Annotated in this window: 24 protein-coding genes; 14 read left to right on the top strand and 10 right to left on the bottom strand. The window is 50.7% G+C overall.

Annotation, left to right across the window (positions count from 1 at the left end; translation table 11 throughout):
* Positions 1-285 precede the first annotated feature (285 nt).
* The gene (locus M977_RS07920) at positions 286-582 is read left to right on the top strand and encodes a DUF2502 domain-containing protein (RefSeq protein WP_064513822.1); all 297 of its coding nucleotides are present in this window, start codon (positions 286-288) and stop codon (positions 580-582) included.
* 32 nt (positions 583-614) lie between these two features.
* Here M977_RS07920 and yaaA read toward each other — a convergent pair whose 3' ends face one another.
* Positions 615-1,388, bottom strand: a complete 774-nt coding sequence (yaaA, locus tag M977_RS07915; protein ID WP_064513821.1) for a peroxide stress protein YaaA — start codon at positions 1,386-1,388, stop codon at positions 615-617.
* Positions 1,389-1,457: 69 nt separating this feature from the next.
* The gene (locus tag M977_RS07910; protein WP_064513819.1) at positions 1,458-2,903 is read right to left on the bottom strand and encodes an alanine/glycine:cation symporter family protein; all 1,446 of its coding nucleotides are present in this window, start codon (positions 2,901-2,903) and stop codon (positions 1,458-1,460) included.
* 216 nt (positions 2,904-3,119) lie between these two features.
* On the opposite strand from M977_RS07910, the gene tal reads away from it, so the two are divergent.
* From tal to M977_RS07895, 3 genes are all read left to right on the top strand, one after another.
* Positions 3,120-4,073, top strand: a complete 954-nt coding sequence (tal, locus tag M977_RS07905; protein WP_064513817.1) for a transaldolase — start codon at positions 3,120-3,122, stop codon at positions 4,071-4,073.
* Positions 4,074-4,183: 110 nt separating this feature from the next.
* Positions 4,184-4,771, top strand: coding sequence for a molybdopterin adenylyltransferase (mog, locus tag M977_RS07900; protein ID WP_064513815.1), 588 nt, complete (start codon positions 4,184-4,186; stop codon positions 4,769-4,771).
* A gap of 123 nt (positions 4,772-4,894) precedes the next feature.
* Entirely contained in the window at positions 4,895-6,220 is a 1,326-nt protein-coding gene (locus tag M977_RS07895; protein WP_064513813.1) for an MFS transporter, read from the top strand.
* A 55-nt stretch (positions 6,221-6,275) separates the two neighbouring features.
* On the opposite strand, the gene satP is transcribed toward M977_RS07895, so the two are convergent.
* Positions 6,276-6,845, bottom strand: a complete 570-nt coding sequence (gene satP, locus M977_RS07890) for an acetate uptake transporter (RefSeq protein ID WP_064513811.1) — start codon at positions 6,843-6,845, stop codon at positions 6,276-6,278.
* A gap of 123 nt (positions 6,846-6,968) precedes the next feature.
* On the opposite strand from satP, the gene M977_RS25215 reads away from it, so the two are divergent.
* The 5 genes from M977_RS25215 (at position 6,969) to nhaR (ending at position 12,660) form a co-directional block, all read left to right on the top strand.
* On the top strand, positions 6,969-7,142 hold the full coding sequence (locus M977_RS25215) for a hypothetical protein (RefSeq protein ID WP_154150710.1): 174 nt from the start codon (positions 6,969-6,971) through the stop codon (positions 7,140-7,142).
* Positions 7,143-9,062 carry a molecular chaperone DnaK gene (dnaK, locus tag M977_RS07885; protein ID WP_064513809.1) on the top strand — a complete coding sequence of 640 codons (1,920 nt, stop codon included), beginning with the start codon at positions 7,143-7,145 and terminating at the stop codon, positions 9,060-9,062.
* Positions 9,063-9,159: 97 nt separating this feature from the next.
* Positions 9,160-10,299 (top strand): molecular chaperone DnaJ, encoded by a 1,140-nt coding sequence (dnaJ, locus tag M977_RS07880; RefSeq protein ID WP_034459395.1) that lies wholly within the window; start codon positions 9,160-9,162, stop codon positions 10,297-10,299.
* Between the two features lie 222 nt (positions 10,300-10,521).
* A complete protein-coding gene (nhaA, locus tag M977_RS07875; RefSeq protein ID WP_064513807.1) occupies positions 10,522-11,700 on the top strand; it encodes a Na+/H+ antiporter NhaA in 1,179 nt (392 codons plus the stop codon).
* 66 nt (positions 11,701-11,766) lie between these two features.
* A complete protein-coding gene (gene nhaR / locus M977_RS07870; protein WP_064513805.1) occupies positions 11,767-12,660 on the top strand; it encodes a transcriptional activator NhaR in 894 nt (297 codons plus the stop codon).
* A gap of 74 nt (positions 12,661-12,734) precedes the next feature.
* On the opposite strand, the gene rpsT is transcribed toward nhaR, so the two are convergent.
* Positions 12,735-12,998: a 30S ribosomal protein S20 gene (rpsT, locus tag M977_RS07865; protein ID WP_064513803.1), complete on the bottom strand. Its 264-nt coding sequence runs from the start codon at positions 12,996-12,998 to the stop codon at positions 12,735-12,737.
* 326 nt (positions 12,999-13,324) lie between these two features.
* On the opposite strand from rpsT, the gene ribF reads away from it, so the two are divergent.
* The 5 genes from ribF to ispH are packed head-to-tail and all read left to right on the top strand — an operon-like array spanning position 13,325 to position 19,013.
* Entirely contained in the window at positions 13,325-14,257 is a 933-nt protein-coding gene (gene ribF / locus M977_RS07860) for a bifunctional riboflavin kinase/FAD synthetase (protein WP_064513801.1), read from the top strand.
* A gap of 28 nt (positions 14,258-14,285) precedes the next feature.
* Positions 14,286-17,102 carry an isoleucine--tRNA ligase gene (gene ileS, locus M977_RS07855; RefSeq protein ID WP_064513799.1) on the top strand — a complete coding sequence of 939 codons (2,817 nt, stop codon included), beginning with the start codon at positions 14,286-14,288 and terminating at the stop codon, positions 17,100-17,102.
* Positions 17,102-17,608 (top strand): signal peptidase II, encoded by a 507-nt coding sequence (gene lspA, locus M977_RS07850; RefSeq protein ID WP_064513797.1) that lies wholly within the window; start codon positions 17,102-17,104, stop codon positions 17,606-17,608. Before ileS ends, lspA begins: the two co-directional genes overlap by 1 nt.
* Before the next feature lie 3 nt (positions 17,609-17,611).
* Positions 17,612-18,082, top strand: a complete 471-nt coding sequence (gene fkpB / locus M977_RS07845; RefSeq protein WP_064513795.1) for an FKBP-type peptidyl-prolyl cis-trans isomerase — start codon at positions 17,612-17,614, stop codon at positions 18,080-18,082.
* Positions 18,063-19,013 carry a 4-hydroxy-3-methylbut-2-enyl diphosphate reductase gene (ispH, locus tag M977_RS07840; protein WP_034459385.1) on the top strand — a complete coding sequence of 317 codons (951 nt, stop codon included), beginning with the start codon at positions 18,063-18,065 and terminating at the stop codon, positions 19,011-19,013. The genes fkpB and ispH overlap by 20 nt, the downstream gene beginning before the upstream one ends.
* A 71-nt stretch (positions 19,014-19,084) precedes the next feature.
* Here the strand turns inward: ispH and M977_RS07835 are convergent, their stop codons facing one another.
* From M977_RS07835 to M977_RS07810, 6 genes are all read right to left on the bottom strand, one after another.
* Positions 19,085-19,990, bottom strand: a complete 906-nt coding sequence (locus M977_RS07835; RefSeq protein ID WP_064513793.1) for a dihydrodipicolinate synthase family protein — start codon at positions 19,988-19,990, stop codon at positions 19,085-19,087.
* Positions 19,990-21,702 (bottom strand): dihydroxy-acid dehydratase, encoded by a 1,713-nt coding sequence (gene ilvD, locus M977_RS07830; RefSeq protein WP_064513792.1) that lies wholly within the window; start codon positions 21,700-21,702, stop codon positions 19,990-19,992. Before ilvD ends, M977_RS07835 begins: the two co-directional genes overlap by 1 nt.
* 14 nt (positions 21,703-21,716) lie before the next feature.
* A complete protein-coding gene (locus M977_RS07825; protein WP_064513789.1) occupies positions 21,717-23,123 on the bottom strand; it encodes an MFS transporter in 1,407 nt (468 codons plus the stop codon).
* 60 nt (positions 23,124-23,183) lie between these two features.
* Positions 23,184-23,825, bottom strand: coding sequence for a 2-dehydro-3-deoxy-6-phosphogalactonate aldolase (locus M977_RS07820; RefSeq protein WP_064513787.1), 642 nt, complete (start codon positions 23,823-23,825; stop codon positions 23,184-23,186).
* Complete coding sequence (locus M977_RS07815; RefSeq protein WP_064513784.1) at positions 23,822-24,724, bottom strand: 2-dehydro-3-deoxygalactonokinase; 903 nt, start codon at positions 24,722-24,724, stop codon at positions 23,822-23,824. Before M977_RS07815 ends, M977_RS07820 begins: the two co-directional genes overlap by 4 nt.
* Positions 24,725-24,822: 98 nt before the next feature.
* Positions 24,823-25,554: a FadR/GntR family transcriptional regulator gene (locus tag M977_RS07810; protein ID WP_064513783.1), complete on the bottom strand. Its 732-nt coding sequence runs from the start codon at positions 25,552-25,554 to the stop codon at positions 24,823-24,825.
* Positions 25,555-25,629: the final 75 nt, after the last annotated feature.

Here is a 25,629-nt window from a genome sequence, read left to right as displayed (position 1 = left end):
AAAGCTGGATCTTCAGTTCGACAAATATACTCCAGAAGCAAAGGGGTAACGTCGAGTTCGTCTCGTTGTTGTATTAGTCCACAAAAGAAAATCCACGCAGGCATATGAATTTAGTGACCAGAATCATGGAGGAATTGTGCAGGAAACAAGGAGGGAAAATGTAGGAATTCCCATTAAATGCGCACGATGAGAGATTAGGATTGCAGAGAATAACAAGGCGGTATTATTCGGCATATGCTGGCTTCAGTAACCCATAACGGGCACGAATGCAGTAAGGAGTAACTTATGTTGAAATCAATTATTCTGGCCTTGTCGATTCTGGTCGTGGCTCCGCTGGCTGCACAGGCTTCAGAAATTACGCTAATTCCAGCGGTGAAGCTGCAAATTGGCGACCAGGATCGGGGCGGTAATTACTGGGACGGCGGCCACTGGCGGGACCGGGGCTGGTGGAACGACCACTATGAATGGCGTGATAACAGATGGCATCCGCATGACCATCATGACGAGCGCCATGATCATGACCACCATGATAAGGACCATCACGATAACGGCAACCACTATGGCCAATACAAACATCACTAAGCAAAACGCCAGCATTGCGCTGGCGTTTTGTTTTACTGCTCGTGGCGTTTAAACACTAATTCATTCTTACTTGACATTGTTTCATCGAAGAAATAGCCGTCTGTGTTAAAGCCCGTGAGTTGCTCAGGTTTAGTCAGGCGATTTTGAATGATGTAGCGGCTCATCAGGCCACGGGCTTTCTTGGCATAGAAACTAATGACTTTAAATTTGCCATTCTTCTCATCAAGGAACACCGGCTTGTAGATTTCTGCATTGAGCTTTTTCGGTTTTACCGATTTGTAGTATTCATCTGAAGCCAGGTTAATCACAACATTGTCACCCTGAGCTTCCAGCGCCTGATTCAGTTTCTCGGTGATGGTGTCACCCCAGAAATGATACAGATCTTTACCCTGCGGGTTCTCAAGCTTAATACCCATCTCCAAACGATACGGCTGCATTAGATCAAGTGGGCGTAATACGCCGTACAATCCGGAAAGCATCCGTAAATGCTGCTGTGCGAACTCGAAATCTGCATCGCTAAACTCTTCAGCCTGCAAACCTGTATAAACATCACCTTTAAACGCCAGAATCGCCTGACGCGCATTTTGAGGGGTGAATTCCGGGTGCCATTCGTTAAAACGGGTTTCGTTCAGGGATGCCAGTTTGTCGCTGATATGCATCAGGGAGGAGATTTGCGGGGCGCTAAGTTTACGCGCCACGGCAATCAGTTGCTGAGAATAGTCCAGCAACTCGGGCTGTGTATAGCGATCGGTAGGGAGGTCGCTTTGATAATCCAGTGTTTTTGCAGGTGAAATTAGAATTAGCATATCTGTTCCTTGCCGATTAATGCCCACTACTTTAGCAAATTTACTGAAAGTATTAGCCGATGGTTGCGATTAGCGCCTGGTTTCAGGTGGTTCCGGATTGTCCCAGATACCCGGTGCCAGCTGGCTTTTAATTTCCGGAAAGCGATTTGGGTCGAAAACGGGTGTTTTACCTAATTTTAACTGCCGCAGGTAATCGATACTGAGATCGCGGGCGATAGGCGAAAGCAGCAGAATTGCCGTGAGGTTAGTGACAGCCATAAACGCCATTGCTACGTCTGCCATTTGCCAGACTAATGGCAATGGAGAAAGAGTGCCAAACATCACCATTACCAGTGCCAGGCAACGGAATAACACAGTAGCAAAAGGGCTTTTTTGTTGTAAAAAAAGAAGGTTGTTTTCTGCATAGGCATAGTTGGCGACAATCGATGTGAATGCAAACAGCATAACAATGATTGCGATGAATCCAGTTCCCCACGACCCCACTACACTACTCAGTGCTTGTTGTACCAGCATTATGCCGTTCATGTCAGGACTTGCCGTATCCAGAATGCCCGAAAACAGGATAATCCCGGCGGTGGCTGAACAGATGATTATTGTATCAATCAACACACCAAACATCTGCACCAACCCTTGTGATGCGGGATGTGGCGGCCATGTCGCGGCAGCGGCTGCAGCGTTAGGTGAAGAACCCATGCCCGCTTCGTTAGAAAACATACCGCGCTGAAAACCTGTGGTGATTGCCTGACTAATAGTGAATCCAAGAGCGCCTGATGCCGCTTCTTGCCAGCCGAATGCGCTTTTGAACACCAGCGAAACCACTTCAGGTAAACGCTCAATATTCATTGCCATGACGATCAGGCTCATCAACACCCAGATAAGCGCCATAAACGGAACCAACCATTGGGCGACGCGCGCGGTGCCACGCATTCCACCCCAAATAACACCAGCTGTTAAGACAACAAGCCCGATGCCAATCCAGGTTTTGGGAATGCCGAAAGCGTTATTCACGGCATTGGCGATGGAGTTCGCTTGCACCGCATTGAAGATCAAACCAAAGGCTATCATCAGAAAGATGGAGAACATCACCCCCATCCAGCGCATTCCCAGCCCACGTTCCATATACCACGCCGGGCCACCGCGATAATTGCCTTCGATATCGCGTGTTTTATAAAGTTGGGCAAGGGTGCATTCGGCAAAAGAGGTCGCCATTCCGAGCATGGCTACGACCCACATCCAGAAAATAGCACCAGGGCCACCGAGTGTAAGAGCAAGCGCCACGCCAGAAAGATTACCGCTACCTACACGTGCAGCGAGGCTTGTGCAAAGCGCCTGAAATGAGGATATTCCGGAAGAATCTTTATTTTTATTCGCCAGAATTATGCTTCGAAGCTGGGTCAAATAGCGGAATTGTACAAAACCACAGCGCCAGGTGAACCAAAGGCCTGCGCCGACTAACAAATAAATGAGGATAGAACCCCATAGTATCTCATTGATAAACAGAAAAAAATCTGCCATTAACATCCCTCGTTTGCATGCGTTGCGAGCACAGCTAATGCGCGGTGGTCGCGCATGATCCTTTAGATTGCAGGCAAATAATACACGGTATTTATCACTTTCGCGTTCAGTTCCTGCCGATGTGTTGCTGCGGTTGCACCTGAATTGCGTCGTGATATCATCAAGCCAGACCGGTTACATCCCCCTAACAAGTTACATCTAATGAGAAACACTATCATGACGGATAAATTGACCTCCCTGCGTCAGCTAACCACAGTAGTTGCGGACACCGGGGATATTGCGGCAATGAAGCTGTATCAACCGCAAGATGCCACCACTAACCCATCTCTGATCCTGAACGCTGCGCAAATCCCTGAATATCGCAAACTGATTGACGATGCGATTGCGTGGGCGCGCGAGCAGAGCAGCGATCATGCACAACAGGTTGTGGATGCGACTGACAAGCTGGCGGTGAATATTGGTCTGGAAATCCTGAAACTGATCCCAGGTCGTATTTCTACTGAAGTTGATGCGCGTCTGTCTTATGACACCGATGCCAGCATCACTAAAGCAAAACGTCTGATTAAAATGTACAACGATGCGGGTATCAGCAACGACCGTATCCTGATCAAACTGGCTTCTACCTGGCAGGGCATCCGTGCTGCTGAGCAGCTGGAAAAAGAAGGCATCAACTGTAACCTGACTCTGCTGTTCTCCTTCGCTCAGGCGCGTGCTTGTGCTGAAGCAGGTGTGTTCCTGATTTCTCCATTCGTGGGTCGTATCCTCGACTGGTACAAAACGAACACCGATAAGAAAGAGTACGCACCGCATGAAGATCCAGGTGTGGTTTCTGTTTCTGAAATCTACCAGTACTACAAAGAACACGGCTATGAAACCGTGGTTATGGGCGCAAGCTTCCGTAACCTGGGTGAAATCATCGAACTGGCTGGTTGTGACCGTCTGACCATCGCACCTGCTCTGCTGAAAGAGCTGGCTGAAAGCGAAGGTACGGTTGAGCGTAAACTGTCTTACACTGGTGAAGTGAAAGCACGTCCAGAGCGTATGACTGAATCCCAGTTCCTGTGGAGCCACAACCAGGATCCAATGGCAGTTGATAAACTGGCTGACGGCATCCGTAAGTTTGCTATCGACCAGGAAAAACTGGAAAAAATGATCGGCGACCTGCTGTAATCATTACGTGTGGCAGGCTCCGCCCTGCCACGCTTTTTAGTGTTTCACCTCTGTCTGCTGCTCCCTCCACCGTGTATCATTCCGTTAAGTTTTGAATCTCCGGGAATGATATGAATACCTTACGCATTGGCTTAGTTTCCATCTCCGACCGCGCTTCGAGCGGTGTATATCAAGATAAAGGCATTCCGGCGCTTGTTGACTGGCTGGAGCGCACCATAACGACTCCTTTCCAAATTGAAACGCGCTTAATCCCTGATGAACAACCGCTTATTGAGCAGGCGCTGTGTGAGCTGGTGGATGAAATGGCATGTCATTTGGTGTTAACCACTGGCGGCACAGGCCCTGCACGCCGCGATGTCACTCCTGATGCAACGCTTGCGGTTGCGGATCGTGTAATGCCTGGCTTTGGCGAGCAGATGCGCCAGATAAGCCTGCACTTTGTGCCGACGGCAATTCTTTCACGCCAGGTTGGAGTGATTCGCAAGCAGGCACTCATTCTGAATTTACCTGGGCAGCCGAAGTCAATTCAGGAAACCCTGGAAGGCGTAAAAGATGCTGACAACAAGGTGGTAGTGTCGGGTATTTTCGCAAGTGTACCGTATTGTATACAGTTATTAGATGGTCCTTACATTGAGACGGATAGCTCTGTGGTAGCAGCTTTTCGCCCTAAAAGTGCCATTCGCGATACAAACTCCTAAAACCAAGTTGTTTGCGGTATAAGATGTAGTCACTCTGGTATGTGGAGTGTGGTTCGTTATAGTGAATTTGCTTTACAGCAAAATGGAAGCTAATAACCACACTCACTCTGGAAGCAGGCTCTTATGGCACAACAACTCAATTCAACACATCGCACCAGGCCCTTGAATCGTCAGGATTACAAAACCCTGACCCTTGCCGCTTTGGGTGGTGCGCTAGAGTTCTACGACTTCATCATTTTCGTCTTTTTTGCCACCGTCGTTGGAGCGCTTTTTTTCCCGGCCGATATTCCCGAGTGGCTTCGTCAGCTACAAACTTTTGGTATCTTTGCTGCAGGCTATCTGGCTCGTCCGCTGGGTGGAATCATCATGGCGCACTTCGGCGACCTGGTTGGTCGTAAAAAAATGTTCACCTTGAGCATTTTACTGATGGCGCTGCCAACGCTTGCGATCGGGATGTTGCCAACCTATGAAACGTTGGGTATCGCGGCACCTGTATTATTGCTGCTGATGCGCGTTCTTCAGGGGGCGGCAATCGGTGGTGAAGTGCCCGGAGCATGGGTATTTGTCGCAGAACACGTTCCCTATAAACGTATTGGTATTGCATGTGGCACCTTAACTGCTGGTTTAACTGCCGGTATTTTGTTGGGGTCCGTGGTTGCTACCATCATTAATACCTCGATGACCCAGCAGGCAATTCACGATGGCGGCTGGCGTATACCGTTCTTCCTCGGCGGGATTTTCGGCCTGGTGGCAATGTATTTGCGCCGCTGGTTGCAAGAAACTCCCATCTTCCTTGAGATGCAGCAACGCAAAGCGCTGGCGGAAGAGTTGCCGTTGAAATCGGTCATCGCAAACCATAAAAAAGCGGTCGTGATTTCGATGCTGCTGACCTGGTTGTTGTCAGCGGGGATTGTGGTGGTCATTTTGATGGCGCCAACCTGGCTGCAAAAACAGTTGGGTATTGCACCCGCGTTGACGCTTCAGGCGAACAGTATCGCCATCGTAATGTTGTGCATTGGTTGTATTCTGGCTGGGCTGATTATTGACCGTATCGGTGCCAGCAAAACCTTTACTTTCGGCAGCTTACTATTGGCTGTGTGCAGTTGGATGTTCTATCACCTGACGGCAATTTATCCTGAATATCTTTTCTTATTCTATGGGCTTGCTGGTTTGAGCGTTGGGGTTGTGGGGGCAGTGCCGTTTGTGATGGTGCGAGCGTTTCCGGCGGAAGTGCGTTTTAGCGGTATCTCGTTCTCTTACAATATGTCGTATGCCATTTTTGGTGGCCTGACGCCAATCTTTGTCACGATGTTGTCTGCCATATCACCAATGGGACCTGCCTGGTATGTACTGGCACTGGCAATGGTTGGGCTGGGATTGGGGATTTGGTTGCGCAAAGATTTAACGCATGAAGATAAGGTGGTTGAAAGGCCGCTGCAACATTCATAAAAAAACGCGGAGGCTAGCCTCCGCGTTTTTGTTTTCTTACACGTAAGTGCAGGAATTAGTGTTTTTCACCAATTGGCAGCACGGTTCGGCCAAACTGCTCATTGAGCACTTCGCCCATTGCCAGATAAATGGCGCTTGCACCACAAACCAGGCCAATCCAACCCGCAATGCGAACGATGCTTTCGTTATCTACCAGGTGGCCAATAGCCAGCAGGGCAAACAGTACTGTCAAGCTACCAAACACGAACTGCAGCATGCGTGGCGCAGAAGCCAGGGTGCCGAAGAACATGAACAGTGTGAATACGCCCCACAAACCGAGGTACGCACCGAGGAAGTGTGCGTTCGCAGCATCTGCAAGACCCATCTTAGGCATGATCAGAATGGCGACCAGAGTCAGCCAGAAAGAGCCATAAGAAACGAAAGCTGTCAGGCCGAAAGTATTACCTTTCTTAAATTCTAACAGGCCGGCAAAAATTTGTGCGATACCACCGTAGAAAATGCCCATTGCAAGGATGTTGACATCAAAAGGGAAGATGCCGGTGTTATGCAGATTGAGCAGAATGGTGGTCATGCCGAAGCCCATCAAGCCCAGGGGAGCTGGATTAGCCAACTTAGTGTTGCCCATAGTTCCTCTAAAATTCGTCTGAAAATGATTATATGTAGTCGCCACACAACTGCTAAAGGGCAGCGGGGCGCGGCATCATAATCAGGTCGAGAGCCTGAGTCCATGATCTAAACAGGTGTGAAGATGAAAATTTTTTTTGCCTTGCCCCTTGATGGCGAGCCGAGTGACCCCATCTTGTATGCAACCGCAGTTGATGGACCTGTAAAAAATCATGTTTGGGCAGTTGAAAGACTCTTGTTTGCCCGCATAACAGGTTCACGACCATATGACGAACAAATTTTAAGTGGAGACGTTTAGATGGGTAAAATTATTGGCATCGACTTGGGTACTACCAACTCTTGTGTAGCGATTATGGATGGTACTACTGCTCGCGTTCTGGAAAACGCCGAGGGCGACCGCACCACTCCTTCTATCATTGCTTATACGCAAGATGGTGAGATTCTGGTTGGTCAGCCGGCTAAACGTCAGGCAGTGACTAACCCGCAGAACACACTGTTCGCGATCAAACGCCTGATTGGCCGTCGCTTCCAGGATGAAGAAGTGCAGCGTGATGAAGCTATCATGCCGTACAAAATTATTGGCGCTGATAACGGTGATGCATGGATTGACGTTAAAGGCCAAAAAATGGCACCTCCGCAGATCTCTGCTGAAGTGCTGAAGAAAATGAAGAAAACCGCTGAAGATTACCTGGGCGAACCAGTAACTGAAGCTGTTATCACCGTTCCTGCATACTTCAACGATGCTCAGCGTCAGGCAACTAAAGATGCTGGCCGTATCGCAGGTCTGGAAGTAAAACGTATCATCAACGAACCAACCGCAGCGGCTCTGGCCTACGGTCTGGATAAAGAAGTTGGCAACCGTACTATCGCGGTATACGACTTGGGTGGTGGTACTTTCGATATCTCTATTATCGAAATCGACGAAGTTGATGGCGAGAAAACCTTCGAAGTTCTGGCAACCAATGGTGATACCCACCTGGGTGGTGAAGACTTCGATAGCCGTCTGATCAACTACTTAGTGGAGGAGTTCAAGAAAGATCAAGGCATCGATCTGCGTAACGATCCACTGGCTATGCAGCGTCTGAAAGAAGCTGCTGAAAAAGCGAAAATTGAGCTGTCTTCTGCTCAGCAGACCGACGTGAACCTGCCGTACATCACAGCAGACGCGACTGGTCCAAAACACATGAACATCAAAGTGACTCGTGCGAAACTGGAATCCCTGGTCGAAGACTTGGTAAACCGTTCTATCGAGCCGCTGAAAGTTGCGCTGCAAGATGCTGGCCTGTCTGTATCCGATATCCAGGATGTAATCCTGGTTGGTGGTCAGACTCGTATGCCAATGGTGCAGAAGAAAGTTACTGAGTTCTTTGGTAAAGAACCACGTAAAGACGTTAACCCGGACGAAGCTGTTGCAATCGGTGCAGCTGTTCAGGGTGGTGTGCTTGCTGGTGATGTGACTGACGTACTGCTGCTGGACGTTACCCCGCTGTCTCTGGGTATCGAAACCATGGGCGGTGTGATGACTTCACTGATCAACAAAAACACCACTATCCCGACTAAGCACAGCCAGGTGTTCTCCACAGCTGAAGATAACCAGTCTGCGGTGACTATCCATGTGATTCAGGGTGAACGTAAACGTGCAGCTGATAACAAATCTCTGGGTCAGTTCAACCTGGATGGTATCAGCCCAGCACCACGTGGCATGCCGCAAGTCGAAGTTACCTTCGACATCGATGCTGACGGTATTTTGCATGTGTCTGCAAAAGACAAAAACAGCGGTAAAGAGCAGAAAATCACCATCAAGGCTTCTTCTGGTCTGAATGAAGAAGAAATCCAGAAAATGGTGCGCGATGCGGAAGCTAACGCCGAGGCTGACCGTAAGTTCGAAGAACTGGTTCAGACTCGCAACCAGGGTGACCACCTGATGCACAGCACTCGTAAGCAGGTTGAAGAAGCAGGCGATAAACTGCCAACTGACGACAAAACTGCAATCGAGTCTGCACTGAGCGCACTGGAAACTTCTCTGAAAGGCGAAGACAAAGCTGACATCGAAGCGAAAATGCAGGCGCTGGCAGAAGTTTCTCAGAAACTGATGGAGCTGGCTCAGGCACAGCATGCAGAACAGCAAGCAGGTAACGCTACTGACGCTGGTAACTCTGCAAGCAAAGACGACGATGTTGTTGATGCTGAGTTCGAAGAAGTTAAAGACAAAAAATAATCGCCCTTTTGTAAGTTAAAGTGTGATGTGAATAGAAGCACGGGCGTTGAGGTTTTCCTCTGCGCCCGTGCCCGCATGTTAGGGGCAGACAAAAAAGATGGCGAAGAGAGACTATTACGAGGTTTTAGGCGTTCCGAAAAACGCGGAAGAGCGTGAAATCAAGAAAGCCTATAAACGCCTGGCAATGAAGTTCCACCCAGATCGTAATCAGGGTGACAAAGAGTCCGAAGGCAAGTTTAAAGAAATTAAAGAAGCCTACGAAATCCTGACCGACGAGCAAAAACGTGCAGCCTATGACCAGTATGGTCACGCCGCGTTTGAGCAAGGCGGTATGGGCGGTGGTGGTCACGGCGGATTTGGCGGTGGCGGTGCTGACTTTGGTGATATCTTTGGCGACGTATTCGGTGACATCTTCGGTGGTGGCCGTCGTCAGCGTGCATCCCGCGGTGCCGATTTACGCTACAACATGGACTTAACGCTGGAAGAAGCGGTTCGTGGCGTCACCAAAGAGATCCGCATCCCAACGCTTGAAGAGTGTGGCGTTTGTCACGGTAGCGGCGCGAAAGCGGGCTCCAAGCCACAGACTTGCCCGACTTGTCATGGACAAGGCCAGGTGCAAATGCGTCAGGGCTTCTTCACCGTGCAGCAAAGCTGTCCACACTGTCAGGGTCGCGGTTCAATTATTAAAGATCCGTGCAACACCTGTCATGGACATGGTCGTGTTGAAAAAACCAAAACGCTGTCGGTGAAAATCCCGGCTGGCGTTGATACAGGCGACCGTATTCGTCTGGCAGGTGAAGGCGAAGCGGGTGAGCACGGTGCACCATCAGGTGATTTATACGTCCAGGTTCAGGTTAAACAGCACCCAATCTTTGAGCGTGAAGGTAACAACCTGTATTGCGAAGTGCCTATTAACTTTGCAATGGCCGCTTTGGGTGGTGAGATTGAAGTCCCAACACTGGATGGGCGTGTAAACCTGAAAGTGCCTGGTGAAACGCAAACTGGTAAATTGTTCAGAATGCGTGGTAAAGGGGTGAAATCTGTACGTGGCGGGGCCCAGGGTGACCTGTTATGCCGCGTTGTTGTAGAAACCCCAGTTAGCCTGAATGAAAAGCAGAAACAATTGCTGCGCGATCTGGCGGAAAGTTTTGGTGGGCCGAGTGGCGAAAAGAACAGTCCGCGTTCAAAGAGCTTCTTTGACGGCGTGAAGAAATTCTTTGACGATCTAACCCGCTAAACCTAACTTCCTTATTGGTAGTAAAAAAGCCTGAATCGAATATTTTTGATTCAGGCTTTTTTTATGCGCCAGGTATTCATTAGTTTTTTATGTGATTTGATTCGTTATTTCCGATCATTGAATGCAATATAATCTACTTTTATCGATGTGTTAGGCGCGCTATGCTTAATACATATTAATGCCCTAAATGATTTAAGGCAGTTTGAAAACCGGGATGAAAAGATGACAAAAAAACTAAAATACTTTTTCAATAATGATGCCTCCAGCGGCATCTTTTTAATCCTTGCCGCTGTGTTGGCAATGGTTCTTGCCAACTTGAGCTCCACCAGTGACCTGTACCAGTCGTTTTTAAATACGCCGGTAGAGGTGCGTATTGGTTCGCTGGATATCAGTAAAAATCTACTGTTGTGGGTCAACGATGCATTGATGGCAATCTTCTTCCTGATGATTGGCCTTGAAGTAAAACGCGAAATGGTAAGTGGCTCACTTGCCAGCATGCGCCAGGCATCGTTCCCGGTTATTGCGGCATTGGGCGGTATGGTCGTCCCTGCAGCAATCTATTTGCTGTTCAACTTCCAGGACCCGATTACCCGTGAAGGTTGGGCGATTCCGGCGGCAACCGATATCGCTTTCGCACTGGGTATTCTGGCATTGCTGGGCAATCGTGTACCGGTCGCACTTAAAGTGTTCCTGATGGCTTTGGCCATTATTGATGATTTGGGCGCGATCGTAATTATCGCTCTGTTCTACACCAGCGATCTCTCCATCCTTTCGCTGGCTGTTGCTGCTGGTGCTATTGCTGTACTGGCATTACTGAATATCTGCAATGTGCGCCGTACTGGTTTGTATATTTTGGTTGGCGTGGTGTTGTGGACCGCAGTATTGAAATCGGGCGTTCATGCAACGCTTGCTGGGGTAATTATTGGTTTCCTTATCCCACTGAAAGAAAAAGATGGGCGCTCTCCAGCTAAAGAACTGGAGCATGTGCTGCATCCTTGGGTTGCATTTTTGATTCTGCCGTTGTTTGCTTTTGCCAATGCGGGCGTTTCATTAAGCGGTGTGACTTTTGCCGGGTTAACCTCATTGTTACCGATGGGGATTATGGCGGGTCTGTTTATCGGCAAGCCACTGGGTATTAGCCTGTTCTGCTGGGCAGCACTGAAGCTGAAACTGGCAACGTTGCCTGAAGGGACGACCTGCAAGGAGATCATGGCGGTCGGTGTGCTGTGCGGGATTGGCTTCACAATGTCTATCTTCATTGCATCGCTGGCATTTGACGGTGCAGACCCGGCGCTGATTACCTGGGCCAAACTGGGTATTCTATTAGGATCACTGTTCTCAGCCGTCGTCGGTTACTGCATGTTGAGAAGCCGCTTCAGCTCGCAATTACAGCATCATTAATTTATATACTAACGGCTCCTCGGGAGCCGTTAGCTAATGGATTGTTTATCAGGGAGTGAAAAACATATGTCACACATAAATTACAACCATCTCTATTACTTCTGGCATGTCTGCAAGGAAGGGTCAGTGGTAGGTGCTGCTGAAGCGCTGTATTTAACGCCACAAACCATAACCGGCCAGATCAAAGCGTTGGAAGAGCGCCTGCAAGGTAAACTGTTCCGCCGCCAGGGGCGTGGTCTGGTGCCTTCTGAATTAGGCCAGCTTGTTTTCCGCTATGCAGACCGTATGTTTACCTTAAGCCAGGAAATGCTGGATATCGTGAACTACCGCAAAGAGTCCAGCCTGTTGTTTGATGTCGGTATTGCGGATGCGCTATCAAAACGCCTGGTGAGCGGCGTGCTTGATGCGGCTGTCGTTGAAGACGAGCAAATCCACCTACGCTGCTTTGAATCGACTCACGAAATGCTGCTTGAGCAATTGAGCCAACACAAACTGGATATGATCATCTCTGACTGCCCGATTGATTCAACTCAGCAGGAAGGGTTGTTCTCGGTGAAAATTGGCGAATGTGGCATTAGTTTCTGGAGCCAAAATCCGGTGCCAGATTTGCCTTTCCCTGCCTGTCTAGAAACCCGACGCTTATTGATTCCAGGCCGCCGGTCGATGTTAGGGCGTAAGATTTTGAACTGGATTAACACTCAAGGATTGAAGGTTGAAATTCTCGGTGAGTTTGATGATGCGGCGCTGATGAAAGCCTTTGGTGCGGCACACAATGCGATTTTTGTCGCGCCGACCCTATACGGGCAGGATATCTATAACGACGAGAATATTGTTGAGATTGGGCGAATCGAGAATGTTATGGAAGAGTATCACGCCATATTTGCTGAACGAATGATTCAACACCCGGCGGTGCAGCGTGTGTGCAATCGGGATTACTCGGCTTTGTTTAAAGAGATTTAAATCAGGACTCAAATTTCAGATATAAAAAAACCGGCATAAGCCGGTTTTTTTTCAAGCTAACAACAAGTTGGCGATTAAGCCAGTTTGTTGATGTGCGCTACAAGGTTAGCCTTATGACGCGCAGCTTTGTTTTTGTGGATCAGACCTTTGCTAGCCTGACGATCCACGATTGGTTGCATTTCGTTAAATGCTTTCTGTGCAGCAGCTTTGTCGCCAGTTTCAATCGCTGCGTATACTTTCTTGATGAAAGTACGCATCATAGAGCGACGGCTTGCGTTGTGCTTACGAGCCTTTTCAGACTGTACAGCACGTTTCTTAGCTGATTTGATATTAGCCAAGGTCCAACTCCCAAATATGATCTATGTAGACAATTCAAAGGCCGAGGAATATGCCCTCTTAGCCTTCTTTTGTCAATGGATTTGTGCAAATAAGCGCCGTTAAATTTCCGGAGCCTCTTACGTTGTGATGGCGCGGATTCTACCAGCATAACGGTCATGAATACAGCTTTAAGCAACAAAAATCGTCCAGTGATGTGCATCCATGTAGAAACCAGGCGCCAGTTCGATGAAATCCTTGATGCTTTATGCCAAAGGGTACAATCGCCGGTTAACCTTCACCGTGGTAATTGATATAATCCGCCGATTTCCACTGTTTTGAGCCAGCCATGAAGCTGATACGCGGCATACATAATTTACGCCAGAACCACCACGGGTGTGTCCTCACCATTGGTAATTTTGATGGCGTGCATCGAGGCCACAAGTCCCTTTTAAAAGGGTTGTGTGCACAAGGGCGTGCGCGAAATCTTCCGGTGATGGTCATGATCTTTGAACCGCAACCGCTTGAGCTGTTCGCGGGTGATAAAGCCCCAGCGCGTCTCACACGCCTGCGCGAGAAGCTGCGTTATCTGGCTGAGTGTGGTGTGGACTATGTACTATGCGTGCGGTTTGATCGCCGCTTTGCGGCACTCACAGCACAAAGTTTTGTCAGCGATCTGTTGGTAGACCGCCTCGGGGTAAAATTCCTCGCGGTCGGTGATGATTTCCGCTTTGGTGCTGGTCGCCAGGGGGATTTCTTGTTATTACAGAAGGCTGGCCTCGAATATGGTTTTGACGTTACCAGTACGCAAACTTTCTGCGAAGGTGGCGTGCGAATCAGTAGCACGGCTGTTCGCCAGGCACTGGCTGATGACGACTTAACGCTTGCCGAAAGTCTATTGGGTCATCCGTTTATTATCTCCGGGCGTGTCGTCCATGGTGATGAACTGGGAAGAACCATTGGTTTCCCCACGGCGAATTTACCGCTGCGTCGTCAGGTTTCCCCGGTGAAAGGGGTGTTTGCAGTAGAAGTCGCAGGCCTTGGCGATAAACTGCTGCCGGGTGTTGCCAATATTGGTACACGGCCAACGGTGGCGGGCCTGCGCCAACAGCTGGAAGTCCATTTGCTGGACGTTGCAATGGACTTATATGGGCACCATATTGATGTGGTGCTACGTAAAAAAATACGAAATGAACAACGGTTTGCTTCGCTTGATGAACTGAAAGCGCAAATCGCCAAAGATGTGGTAACCGCCCGCGAATTTTTTGGGCCCAATACCTGAGCAAGCTAACTACGGAACCGAGAATCTAATGAGTGACTTTAAATCTACCCTGAATTTACCGGAAACAGGGTTCCCGATGCGTGGCGACCTCGCCAAACGCGAACCGGGCATGCTGGCTCGCTGGAATGATGATGACCTGTACGGCATCATCCGTAATGCAAAGAAAGGCAAAAAATCCTTCATTCTGCATGATGGCCCTCCATACGCGAACGGCAGCATTCACATTGGTCACTCAGTTAACAAGATTCTGAAAGACATTATCGTGAAGTCCAAAGGTCTTTCCGGTTTTGACTCTCCGTATGTTCCAGGTTGGGACTGCCACGGTCTGCCAATCGAACTGAAAGTAGAACAGCTGATCGGCAAGCCAGGTGAGAAAGTTTCTGCGGCTGAATTCCGCGCTGCATGCCGTAAATACGCGGCAGAGCAGGTAGACGGGCAGCGTGCCGACTTCATCCGTCTGGGTGTGTTGGGCGACTGGTCACGTCCGTACCTGACTATGGATTTCAAAACCGAAGCGAACATTATCCGTGCGCTGGGTAAAATCGTCGGTAACGGCCATCTGCATAAAGGGGCTAAACCTGTGCACTGGTGCGTTGACTGCCGTTCAGCTCTGGCTGAAGCGGAAGTTGAGTACTACGACAAAACCTCTCCATCTATCTTCGTTAGCTTCCAGGCTGTTGATGCTGACGCGGTAAAAGCGAAATTTGGCGCAACTCAAGTTGATGGCCCGGTTTCTATGGTTATCTGGACCACCACTCCGTGGACTCTGCCAGCTAACCGTGCGGTTTCTCTGAATGCAGAATTCGAATATGCACTGGTGCAGGTTGATGGCCAGGCGTTAATCGTTGCTAAAGATTTGCTCGAAAGCGTAATGAAGAGCGCGGCTATCACCGAATGGACTGTTCTGGGCACCGCTAAAGGCGCCGATCTGGAACTGACTCGCTACAAGCACCCGTTCTTAGATTTCGATGTGCCGGCGATTCTTGGCGAGCACGTTACGCTGGAAGCAGGTACTGGTGCAGTGCATACCGCTGGCGGCCACGGCCCTGACGACTACGTGATCAGCCAGAAATACAATCTGGAAATCGCTAACCCGGTTGGCCCGGACGGTTGCTACCTGCCAGGTACTTATGAAGGTCTGGATGGCGTACAGGTGTTCAAAGCGAACGACCTGATCGTTAACATCCTGCGTGATAAAGGCGTTCTGCTGCACGTTGAGAAACTGCTGCACAGCTATCCGCACTGCTGGCGTCACAAAACACCAATCATCTTCCGTGCAACACCTCAATGGTTCATCAGCATGGATCAAAAAGGCCTGCGCGCGCAGTCACTCAAAGAGATCAAAGGCGTGCAGTGGATCCCGGACTGGGGCCAGGCGCGTATTGAATCTATGGTTGCTAACCGCCCTGACTGGTGTATTTCCCGCCAGCGTACCTGGGGCGTGCCAATGTCGATGTTTGTACACAAAGACACTGAAGAGCTGCATCCGCGTACTCTGGAATTGATGGAAGAAGTTGCTAAGCGTGTTGAGCAAGATGGCATCCAGGCGTGGTGGGATCTCGACCCGCGCGACATTCTGGGTGACGACGCTGACAACTACACCAAAGTGCCAGACACCCTGGACGTGTGGTTCGACTCCGGTTCAACGCATTCATCTGTTGTTGATGTACGCCCTGAATTCAACGGCCATGCAGCAGATATGTATCTGGAAGGTTCGGATCAGCACCGCGGCTGGTTCATGTCTTCACTGATGATTTCGACGGCGATGAAAGGCAAAGCGCCTTACCGCCAGGTACTGACTCACGGCTTCACCGTTGATGGTCAGGGCCGCAAAATGTCCAAATCCATCGGTAACACCGTTTCTCCGCAGGACGTGATGAACAAACTGGGCGCGGATATTCTGCGTCTGTGGGTGGCATCAACGGATTACACCGGTGAAATTGCGGTGTCCGATGAGATCCTGAAACGCGCTGCTGATTCTTATCGTCGTATCCGTAACACCGCTCGTTTCCTGTTGGCGAACCTTAACGGCTTCAATCCAGAAACCGATATGGTGAAACCGGAAGAGATGGTTGTTCTGGATCGCTGGGCTGTCAGCTGTGCGCAGGATGCACAAACCGATATCCTCGCGGCTTACGAAAACTACGATTTCCACGAAGTGGTGCAACGCCTGATGCGTTTCTGCTCCATCGAAATGGGCTCGTTCTATCTCGACATTATCAAAGACCGCCAGTACACCGCGAAGCCTGACAGCATAGCGCGTCGTAGCTGCCAGACTGCACTGTTCCACATTGCAGAAGCGCTGGTTCGCTGGATGGCACCAATCATGTCCTTCACCTCTGACGAAATCTGGGCGTTCCTGCCAGGCAATCGTGAGAAATACGTCTTCACCGGCGAGTGGTACGAAGGTCTGTTCGGCCTGGCTGACAGCGAAACGATGAACAATGAATACTGGGACACGCTTTTAACTGTGCGTGGCGAAGTGAACAAAGTTATCGAACAAGCGCGTGCTGATAAGCGTGTGGGCGGCTCTCTGGAAGCAGCAGTTACCCTGTATGCCGACAGCGAACTGGCGGCGAAGCTCAACAGCCTGGGCGAGGAATTGCGATTTGTCCTGTTGACCTCAGGTGCTGAAGTTGCCGATTATTCGCAGGCAACTGATGACGCACAGCAAAGCGAAATCCTGAAAGGATTGAAAGTTGCCCTGCGTAAAGCCGACGGTGAAAAATGCCCGCGTTGCTGGCATTACACTACCGACGTCGGTCTGGTTGCGGAACACGCAGAAATCTGCGGCCGCTGTGTCACCAACGTAGCCGGTGACGGCGAAAAGCGTAAATTTGCCTGATGAGTAAATCGATTTGTTCGACCGGACTGAGCTGGCTGTGGCTGGTGGTCGTGGTACTGATTATCGATCTGGGCAGCAAATACCTGATCCTCCAGCATTTCATGCTGGGGGACACCGTATCGCTGTTCCCGTCGCTGAATCTGCACTATGCCCGCAATTACGGTGCCGCGTTTAGTTTCCTTGCGGATAAAGGCGGCTGGCAGCGCTGGTTCTTCGCGGGTATCGCCATCGGTATCTGTGTGATTCTGGCGGTGTTGATGTATCGCGCCAAAGCAAGCCAGAAGCTGCATAATATCGCCTATGCTTTAATCATTGGCGGTGCACTCGGTAACTTGTTTGACCGGTTATGGCACGGTTTTGTGGTCGACATGATTGATTTCTATGTCGGCGACTGGCACTTCGCCACGTTTAACTTAGCTGATACGGCAATCTGTATCGGTGCGGCGCTGATTGTCCTGGAGGGGTTCTTTGTCTCCTCCGACAAGCCCGCAAAGCAAAAAGGGTAACCCATGGCTGAGTCTATCCAGGCCAATAGCAGAGTTTTTGTGCATTTCACGCTGAAACTCGAAGATGGTTCCACAGCCGAGTCGACCCGTAATAACGGCAAACCGGCACTCTTCACGCTGGGTGACGAAACACTGTCACCGGGCATGGAAGACCAGCTTGTCGGCCTGAAAGCAGGGGACAAAAAAGCCTTCTCACTGGCACCTGAGTCGGCGTTTGGTATTCCAAGCCCGGACATGATTCAGTATTTCTCACGTCGTGAATTTATTGATGCGGGTGAGCCGGTGCCAGGGGCGATTATGCTGTTTACTGCAATGGATGGCAGCGAGATGCCAGGTGTTGTGCGTGAGGTTAATGGTGATTCCATCACCGTTGACTTTAACCACCCACTCGCCGGGCAAACCATTCATTTTGATATCGAAGTACTGGAAATTGACCCGGTACTGGAGGCGTTGAATGCAGATCCTGTTGGCTAACCCTCGCGGCTTTTGTGCCGGGGTAGACCGCGCTATCAGCATTGTTGAAAACGCGCTGGCCATTTACGGCGCGCCAATTTATGTCCGTCACGAAGTGGTGCATAACCGCTACGTGGTTGACAGCCTGCGCGAACGTGGGGCGATTTTCATCGAGCAAATCAGTGAAGTGCCTGATGGCGCAATCCTGATTTTCTCCGCACATGGTGTTTCCCAGGCGGTGCGTAACGAAGCCAAAGGCCGTGATTTAACGGTATTCGATGCGACCTGCCCGCTGGTGACCAAAGTGCATATGGAAGTGGCTCGCGCCAGCCGCCGTGGTGAAGAATCCATTCTGATTGGCCATGCTGGTCACCCGGAAGTGGAAGGCACCATGGGCCAGTACAGCAACCCAAAAGGTGGTATGTATCTGGTTGAATCACCTGAAGATGTCAGCAAGCTGGATGTGAAAAACGAAGCCAAACTTTCGTTTATGACCCAGACCACGCTATCTGTGGATGACACTTCTGATGTGATTGACGCGCTGCGTAAACGCTTCCCGAAAATCATTGGCCCGCGTAAAGACGATATTTGCTACGCCACTACCAACCGTCAGGAAGCTGTGCGTGCGCTGGCTGATGAAGCGGATGTGGTGTTGGTGGTTGGCTCGAAAAACTCGTCCAACTCCAACCGTCTGGCAGAGCTTGCACAACGTATGGGCAAGGCCGCATATCTGATTGACGATGCGACCGATATCCAGGAATCCTGGGTTAAAGATGCGGTTTGTGTTGGCGTTACGGCAGGGGCTTCTGCGCCAGATATTCTGGTGCAAAACGTTCTGGCTCGCCTGCGTGAGTTAGGCGGCAGCGAAACCCGTGAGCTTGTCGGGCGCGAAGAAAACATCATTTTTGAAGTGCCGCGTGAACTGCGTATGGATGTGAAAGAAGTCGAGTAATCGTTATCCATCGCAAACACCAAATTCAAAAGGGGAGCTCATGCTCCCCTTTTTTGATCAAGCGTCACTCCTCACAGTTGGAAGTCAGTCAGGAAGCGATCAATTATCTGATAGTCTTCACTGGACAGTTGCCAGCCAGGCTTGCGGCAATAGTCCGTTGCGATAATCCCACGCTTCATCAAAATCGTTTTCTCAACCTGAATGATGTATTCGCAATGCGTCATCCAGCGTTGGATATAGGGTAACAGCGCCTGATGCAGTGCCTCTGCCTGTGCTGTTTCGCCCCGCTGCCAGTGCTGATAAATCCGCACATACACTTCAGCAAAAGAACAACCCGGCATCACGCCTTTTCCGCCTGCTGTCAGCATTTGCAACATGTACAAACCGGCATATCCATTGAGTACGCTGGCCTGTGGGGCTTTAACGAGAAACTCCCTTGTATAATCCACTGGTGGATTACACTCGATTTTGAATACCGCATGCGGGTAGCGGTCTGCGACTGCTGCTAGTTGTTCAGGCGTAATCGGCAACCCGGTTTCACCCGGCGCGTACTGCACCATCACCGGAATATCCACCGCTTCCAGCACGGCAAAAATATGTGCCTGAATCGCTTGTGGATTAGGGCTGAGGAAAAACGGTGGCAGCAGCATCAGCGCATCCACACCCAGAGAGGCGCAGTATCGGGCGCGTTTCACGGCCACTTCCGTGCTGTGATCGGTCACCGACATCGCCCGATAAAGCGGGCTACCTGCCAGTGTGCTGACAAACATTTGTGCAAGCCGGTTACGCTCGCTGTCTTCCAGTTTGGGAAACTCGCTGGCGATACCAAAAAGCGTGGTGCCTTGCACGCCAGTCGTCGCGAGATGCTCCAACAGGCGCACAAAACTCACTTCATCAATTTCGCCGCTAGAGGTAAAAGGCATCGCAACAATCGGATTTACCCCGACGATATTCGTCGCGCTATAGCGCTGAGTCATCAGTCTTCCTCCCGGTCAGCCAGCACGGCACCCTGTGCGGCTGGCAGTGCCCAACGGCGATACAAACGCAGGAAGCCGCGTGGCACTTCTTTATCTACCGGTTTCCAGTGCTCGCGACGGGTTGCCAGTTCGGTTTCTGAAACGTGCAATGTCAGCGTGCGGGTTGGGATATTTATAGAGATTTCATCGCCATCTTCTACCAGACCCAATTCGCCGCCATCCACCGCTTCCGGTGAAATATGGCCGACGAACAGACCACGGTTGGAGCCTGAGAAACGCCCGTCAGTAATCAACGCACAAGTATCAGAAAGCCCCATACCTTCAAGCGATTTCATGGGCTTGTACATCTCTGGCATTCCCGGCCCGCCTTTTGGCCCTTCATAACGCAGCACCAGCACGCTACCCGGCTGGATTTGGCCGGACATGATGGCTTCCACAGATTCCTGCTCACTGTTAAACACCACCGCAGGGCCACGGAACACCATCAGGTTTTCCGGTACGGCAGCAGGTTTCACCACGCATCCTAGTGGCGACAGATTGCCGTGCAGCACAGCAACACCGGCCTCATTACGCACGGGAATGGCTAAGGTATGGATGACTTCCGGGCGGCAACTCCGGGTTGCTTCGGTCAGCAACTCAGCTTTGGTTTTTCCAGCCACGGTCAGCGCATTCAGATCCATCAATTTGCTGATTTCATATTCGACCGCTTGCACACCACCGGCTTCCCAGAAGTCGATCATGTCGTGTTCAGAGGCCGGATAAAGCGAGGCAACCAATGGCACCTGATGGCTTAACTCATCAAAAGCAGACAGCGGCAAATGGCCCAGCTCTGCTTCATAATAGATTGCCTGTAAATGCAGAATTGCGTTGGTCGAACCACCCGTAGCCAGCAAATAAATCATCGCATTGCGGATGGATTCAGCGGTAATGATCTGGCGTGCATTAACGCCATCCAATACCAGTTTGACGGCCTGACGACCGGTTTCCACAGCACATTCGCGGCGCTCTTTTGAGATAGCAGGCAGCGTACTGCTACCCGGTAAACTCATTCCCAGCACTTCTCCGATACAGCACATGGTGTTCGCGGTGCCATACATGGTGCAGGAGCCAGGGCCGGGTTCGGCTATATTTTCAATGTGGGCGAACTCTTCTTCGCTGATTTCACCGCGCATTTTCCAGCCAATGGCTTCGGTGACGATATTGCCGTCCCAGTGTTTACCTTTATATTCAGCCGGGTACATTGGGCCGCCGTTAACCATAATCGCTGGGATATCCAGGCGTGCAGCGGCCATTAGCATCGCCGGAACGATTTTGTCGCACGAGCCGAGTAGCACCATGCCGTCAAAACGGTGGGCGCGCATCATCACTTCAATCGACGCGGTGATCACTTCACGGGCAGCGAGGATGTAACGCATCCCCAGATGCCCTTCAGCTATCCCGTCGCAAGGGGCGATAGTGCCAAACACCATTCCGACACCACCGGCTTCATCAATGCCTTCGAGCACTTTGGCGGTCAGTTCATTCAGGTTTGCATGTCCCGCCGTCGCATTGGTGTAGCTGTTCACTACTGCGATTACAGGCTTACGCAGTTGTTCATCGGTATGACCCATGGATTTGTACAGCGCACGTTTCAGTGCGCCATCGTCACCTTCGAGGATCGGGTTGAAATGCGTGCCACAACTGGCACATCCGCCACCGCCACATCCACTCATAGTTTCTATCTCTTCTAAACGTTGCGATTAATAGTCGCGTTAATATGTTGGGCAGCATCAAGCTGCTCACCGCTCTGTTCGGGTACAGCGATAACTTTCTTCGGATTCGCCAGCCGTGCTGGCAGGGCGAGAATGAGTGGCGCACACAGCAGCAAGAAGGCCGCGAGGATATATAAGCCCGTGTCGGTGCGCCCGGTGGTGTCTTTCAGCCAGCCCAATACTGTCGGGCCAAAGAAACCTGCCAGGTTGCCGATGGAGTTGACGAAGGCGATACCTGCGGCTGCGGCCGTGCCGGAAAGCAGGGCGCCAGGCAGGCTGATGTAGGTTGGAATCAATGCCAGGGTGCCGGACATCGCCACGCAAATCCACGCCATCATCCAGAAGGTGGATCCGCTGCAATACGCACTCAATGCCAGGCCCACGCAGCCAATCATGGCGGGAATAGCGATGTGCCAACGACGTTCTTGTTTCAGGTCAGAATGGCGACTGTTCCACACCATAAAACAGGCACCGAAGACATATGGCAGTGCCGCGAGCAGGCCGATATGGAAATCGTCGCTGACGCCTGAGGATTTGATGATCGACGGTAGCCAGAAGTTGATGCCGTAGTAACCGATGTTGAAGCTAAAGAACACCACCGCCAGCAGCCAGACGTAGCCGTTTTTCAACATTCCTTTCACGCTGCTATCCACTTTGCCTTGGTTGGCACGTGCACGATTGGCGGCATCTTTTGCCAGATCGTTAATGACGACCTGTTTTTCGGCATCGCTCAGCCACTTCGCTGACTTCACATCGTTATCGAGATAACGCAGCACCACAAAAGCGAGCAGGAAAGAGGGAATTGCTTCAACCAGGAATAGCCACTGCCAGTTGTGCAGGTGGCCAACTCCTTCAAACATCTTTAGGATCAAGCCCGAAAGCGGGCTGCCGATAATGGTCGAAAGCGGCGTAACCAGAATAAACAGACCGAGCGTGCGAGCAGAGCGCCACGACGGGAACCACAGCGTGAGATAGAACACGATTCCAGGGAAGAAGCCGGCCTCTGCCACACCGAGTAAAAAACGCACTATGTAAAACTGTGTCGGGGTGGTGACAAACATCATGCCAGCCGAAAGCACCGCCCAGGTTGCCATAATGCGGGCAATCCAGAAACGCGGCCCGAAACGCTGCATCAGCAAGTTGCTCGGCATCTCAAACAGGAAATAACCGATAAAGAAGATGCCCGCACCCAACCCATACACGGTGTCACTGAAGTTCAGTGCATCTTGCATGTGTAGTTTAGCGAACCCGACGTTAACGCGGTCCAGATAGGCGAAGAAATAACATAAGATCAAAAACGGGATTAGGCGTCGCGTTATCTTGCTATAAACCTTTGACTCCGCTGTCGAAGCTGTGGGTTTGTTGTCCAGAGTTTTGCTCATTGTTCTGTCTCCAGAAAATTCAGGGTAAGAGGTTTTTTATTGTGTAGGGAATCTAATGTTCTATTGCTCAAGCCAGGCTTGCTGATATGCCTGCGCCCGTTCACGTAATACAGCCATGCTCATACCTGCCTGATACAACCCGCCACCCAGGCCAAAACCATCGGCTCCTGCCTGAATATAGCTACGCATTTGCGCGGCATCCGGTTGGATACCACCGACGGGTAAACAGGCCACTTCACGTGGGACGACTGCGCGGAACGCTTTGGTTATTACTGGGGTGATATGCTCGGCCGGGAATAATTTCAGCGCGCTCGCCCCGGCATCTATGGCGCTAAAAGCCTCGCTGGGTGTCATGACGCCAGGGAGACTTATCAAGCCGCGTTTCACCGAATGGCGAATCACATCGGGATTACAGTTTGGGGAGATGATCAATTGCCCGCCGCATTCAGCAACGCTATCAACTTGTTCCACATTTAACACCGTGCCCGCACCCACATAGCCACGGTTGCCTACGGTGTCTCTCATCAGGTGAATAGATTTCAGTGCAGATGGGCTATTAAGGGGGACTTCCAGGTAATGGAAACCGCACTCCAACAGAATTTCTGCGGCTTCAACAGCGTGCTCGGGCGTTATACCGCGCAAAATGGCAATCAACGGTAGAGGCTCTTGTTGCCAGCGGGCAATAAATTGTTCCGGGCTCATTTTTGCATTCCTTGTAGTCGAGTAAAGAGGTGACTGAGGCCCGTCACGAAGCAGGCGTCGCCATCAGCCGATAGCAGATTGAGATCCATCTGGTTTGCTGCAAGTTGATATCGAGCTATCAGCGCCGGGTTGCCCACAACCCAGGCGTGTTGGCCTGCGGGAAGTGCTTTAAGTTCATAGCCAATCACCAGGCCTGAGAGATAGCTGTGAACGTGGGATTCCTGGATTTCTAAGGCCAGACGGAGTGTTCGCGCTGAAAAGATCAGGTGACTGAATGGCGCATCACGCAGGGCTGTTGCCACGCCAAGCAAGAAAGCCTCTTCACTTTCTTTCTGTTCTGGTAGTGCGCGCCCAAGGATTGAGTGCTGGCTTAAAAGCGAGAAGAGTTCACCGCTCATAAATGTTGAGAAGGCGGTGATTTCCCCGTTCACGATCGTCGCGTGTTTGCTGTGAGTGCCTGGCAGCAAGACCAGATGTTCATTTGCAGGATGTAATGCGGCGAGCCCCAGTAATTGGACTTCTTCGCCACGCATGACGTCGGGCTGGTGGTATTGGCTCATCCCCTGTACGCCAGGCACAATCCACGCTGGACTGCCCCATGGTGTCGTGAAAGCCAGTGTCCGAGTGATTAAATTGTCGATGTCGCAAGGCAGCGGAGCGTAGGGTACTTCCCGCCAGCCTTGCTGTGAGCCGACCATCCCCGCCATCACGACGGGCAATGCTCCATGCTGCTCAAGCCACGGTTGCAGTAAGTTTTGCAGCGTGCTGGCAAATTGCCCTTGTTCAATGGACAACAACCCGCAGGCTTGATTGATTTGGGCAACTTGTACACTTTCCTGCATCAAAAATGCCCGGAAATTAGTCGTGCCCCAGTCGATGGCGATCCAGTTGTTTTTCATTTCAAGTAATACAAACCATGTAATCTTGTAATACAAGAATGCTAGAGCAAAAAACACCCACAATCTGTGAGAGAGATCGAAATTACATCAGGAGAGGATCAAATAATGTGGTCGAACATTTCCGGACGATCTTGCCAGATGCGTTTTTTGGCCGCATTCAACAAGATGGTGCGCATTTGCTGGCGGGCAGTCTCGACTTGTTTAAGGCGAATAGCATCAAACAGTTGAAAGTGATCATCAACGGCGGCTTTGGTCTGGCGAACATCTTTCTCAATCGTCTGTTTGAAAGACAGTTCCATGGCTGCGGAAAGCGCATTACCGAGAGCCAGTAAGAAAGGATTATGAGTAGCACGCAGCAGCGCATGGTGAAATGCCAGATCACCTTCTTCAAATAAGGCTCTTTGCGCTTCAACCTGACCTTTACGCATCAACTGGAGTGCGTCTTCCATCGCTGCCAAATCATGTCCGTTGGCGTTTAATGCTGCGAGTGTTGCCACATTTGGCTCGAAAATCAGGCGTGTCACAATCAGTTGTTCAACCAGTTTCAGGTCAACTTCACCTTCGGCAAGCCACCCCAGAACATCAATATCCAACAGACTCCACTGTTCACGATTATTTACCGTGCTGCGTTTTTTGGCCTGAATGGAGATAAGCCCTTTTGCGGCAAGTACCTGGAGGGCGTTGCGTACTGAAGTGCGGGAGACTTCATACTCCACGGCCAGTTCGTTTTCACCTGGTAAAGAAAGCCCCGGCGCGAGATCGCCATGCATGATACGGCGTGCAAGATGCTGGGTGACAGATTCAGAAATATTTGTCTGTGGGACTTTCATTACACTTTCTCGGTCGTGACTAAACATGGAAATGAGCTACATAGTAAGCTAATCGCGCCGTAATCGCACCGTATG

Source organism: Buttiauxella gaviniae ATCC 51604 (assembly GCF_001654835.1).
GTDB lineage: Bacteria > Pseudomonadota > Gammaproteobacteria > Enterobacterales > Enterobacteriaceae > Buttiauxella > Buttiauxella gaviniae.
This window is presented reverse-complemented; position numbering and strand designations above follow the sequence as displayed.

Bases quoted from the DNA above. Each gene is read 5' to 3' on its own strand.
- M977_RS07920 (WP_064513822.1), top strand. From the start codon at position 286: ATGTTGAAATCAATTATTCTGGCCTTGTCGATTCTGGTCGTGGCTCCG.
- yaaA (WP_064513821.1), bottom strand. From the start codon at position 1,388: ATGCTAATTCTAATTTCACCTGCAAAAACACTGGATTATCAAAGCGAC.
- M977_RS07910 (WP_064513819.1), bottom strand. From the start codon at position 2,903: ATGGCAGATTTTTTTCTGTTTATCAATGAGATACTATGGGGTTCTATC.
- tal (WP_064513817.1), top strand. From the start codon at position 3,120: ATGACGGATAAATTGACCTCCCTGCGTCAGCTAACCACAGTAGTTGCG.
- mog (WP_064513815.1), top strand. From the start codon at position 4,184: ATGAATACCTTACGCATTGGCTTAGTTTCCATCTCCGACCGCGCTTCG.
- M977_RS07895 (WP_064513813.1), top strand. From the start codon at position 4,895: ATGGCACAACAACTCAATTCAACACATCGCACCAGGCCCTTGAATCGT.
- satP (WP_064513811.1), bottom strand. From the start codon at position 6,845: ATGGGCAACACTAAGTTGGCTAATCCAGCTCCCCTGGGCTTGATGGGC.
- M977_RS25215 (WP_154150710.1), top strand. From the start codon at position 6,969: ATGAAAATTTTTTTTGCCTTGCCCCTTGATGGCGAGCCGAGTGACCCC.
- dnaK (WP_064513809.1), top strand. From the start codon at position 7,143: ATGGGTAAAATTATTGGCATCGACTTGGGTACTACCAACTCTTGTGTA.
- dnaJ (WP_034459395.1), top strand. From the start codon at position 9,160: ATGGCGAAGAGAGACTATTACGAGGTTTTAGGCGTTCCGAAAAACGCG.
- nhaA (WP_064513807.1), top strand. From the start codon at position 10,522: ATGACAAAAAAACTAAAATACTTTTTCAATAATGATGCCTCCAGCGGC.
- nhaR (WP_064513805.1), top strand. From the start codon at position 11,767: ATGTCACACATAAATTACAACCATCTCTATTACTTCTGGCATGTCTGC.
- ribF (WP_064513801.1), top strand. From the start codon at position 13,325: ATGAAGCTGATACGCGGCATACATAATTTACGCCAGAACCACCACGGG.
- ileS (WP_064513799.1), top strand. From the start codon at position 14,286: ATGAGTGACTTTAAATCTACCCTGAATTTACCGGAAACAGGGTTCCCG.
- lspA (WP_064513797.1), top strand. From the start codon at position 17,102: ATGAGTAAATCGATTTGTTCGACCGGACTGAGCTGGCTGTGGCTGGTG.
- fkpB (WP_064513795.1), top strand. From the start codon at position 17,612: ATGGCTGAGTCTATCCAGGCCAATAGCAGAGTTTTTGTGCATTTCACG.
- ispH (WP_034459385.1), top strand. From the start codon at position 18,063: ATGCAGATCCTGTTGGCTAACCCTCGCGGCTTTTGTGCCGGGGTAGAC.
- M977_RS07835 (WP_064513793.1), bottom strand. From the start codon at position 19,990: ATGACTCAGCGCTATAGCGCGACGAATATCGTCGGGGTAAATCCGATT.
- ilvD (WP_064513792.1), bottom strand. From the start codon at position 21,702: ATGAGTGGATGTGGCGGTGGCGGATGTGCCAGTTGTGGCACGCATTTC.
- M977_RS07825 (WP_064513789.1), bottom strand. From the start codon at position 23,123: ATGAGCAAAACTCTGGACAACAAACCCACAGCTTCGACAGCGGAGTCA.
- M977_RS07820 (WP_064513787.1), bottom strand. From the start codon at position 23,825: ATGAGCCCGGAACAATTTATTGCCCGCTGGCAACAAGAGCCTCTACCG.
- M977_RS07815 (WP_064513784.1), bottom strand. From the start codon at position 24,724: ATGAAAAACAACTGGATCGCCATCGACTGGGGCACGACTAATTTCCGG.
- M977_RS07810 (WP_064513783.1), bottom strand. From the start codon at position 25,554: ATGAAAGTCCCACAGACAAATATTTCTGAATCTGTCACCCAGCATCTT.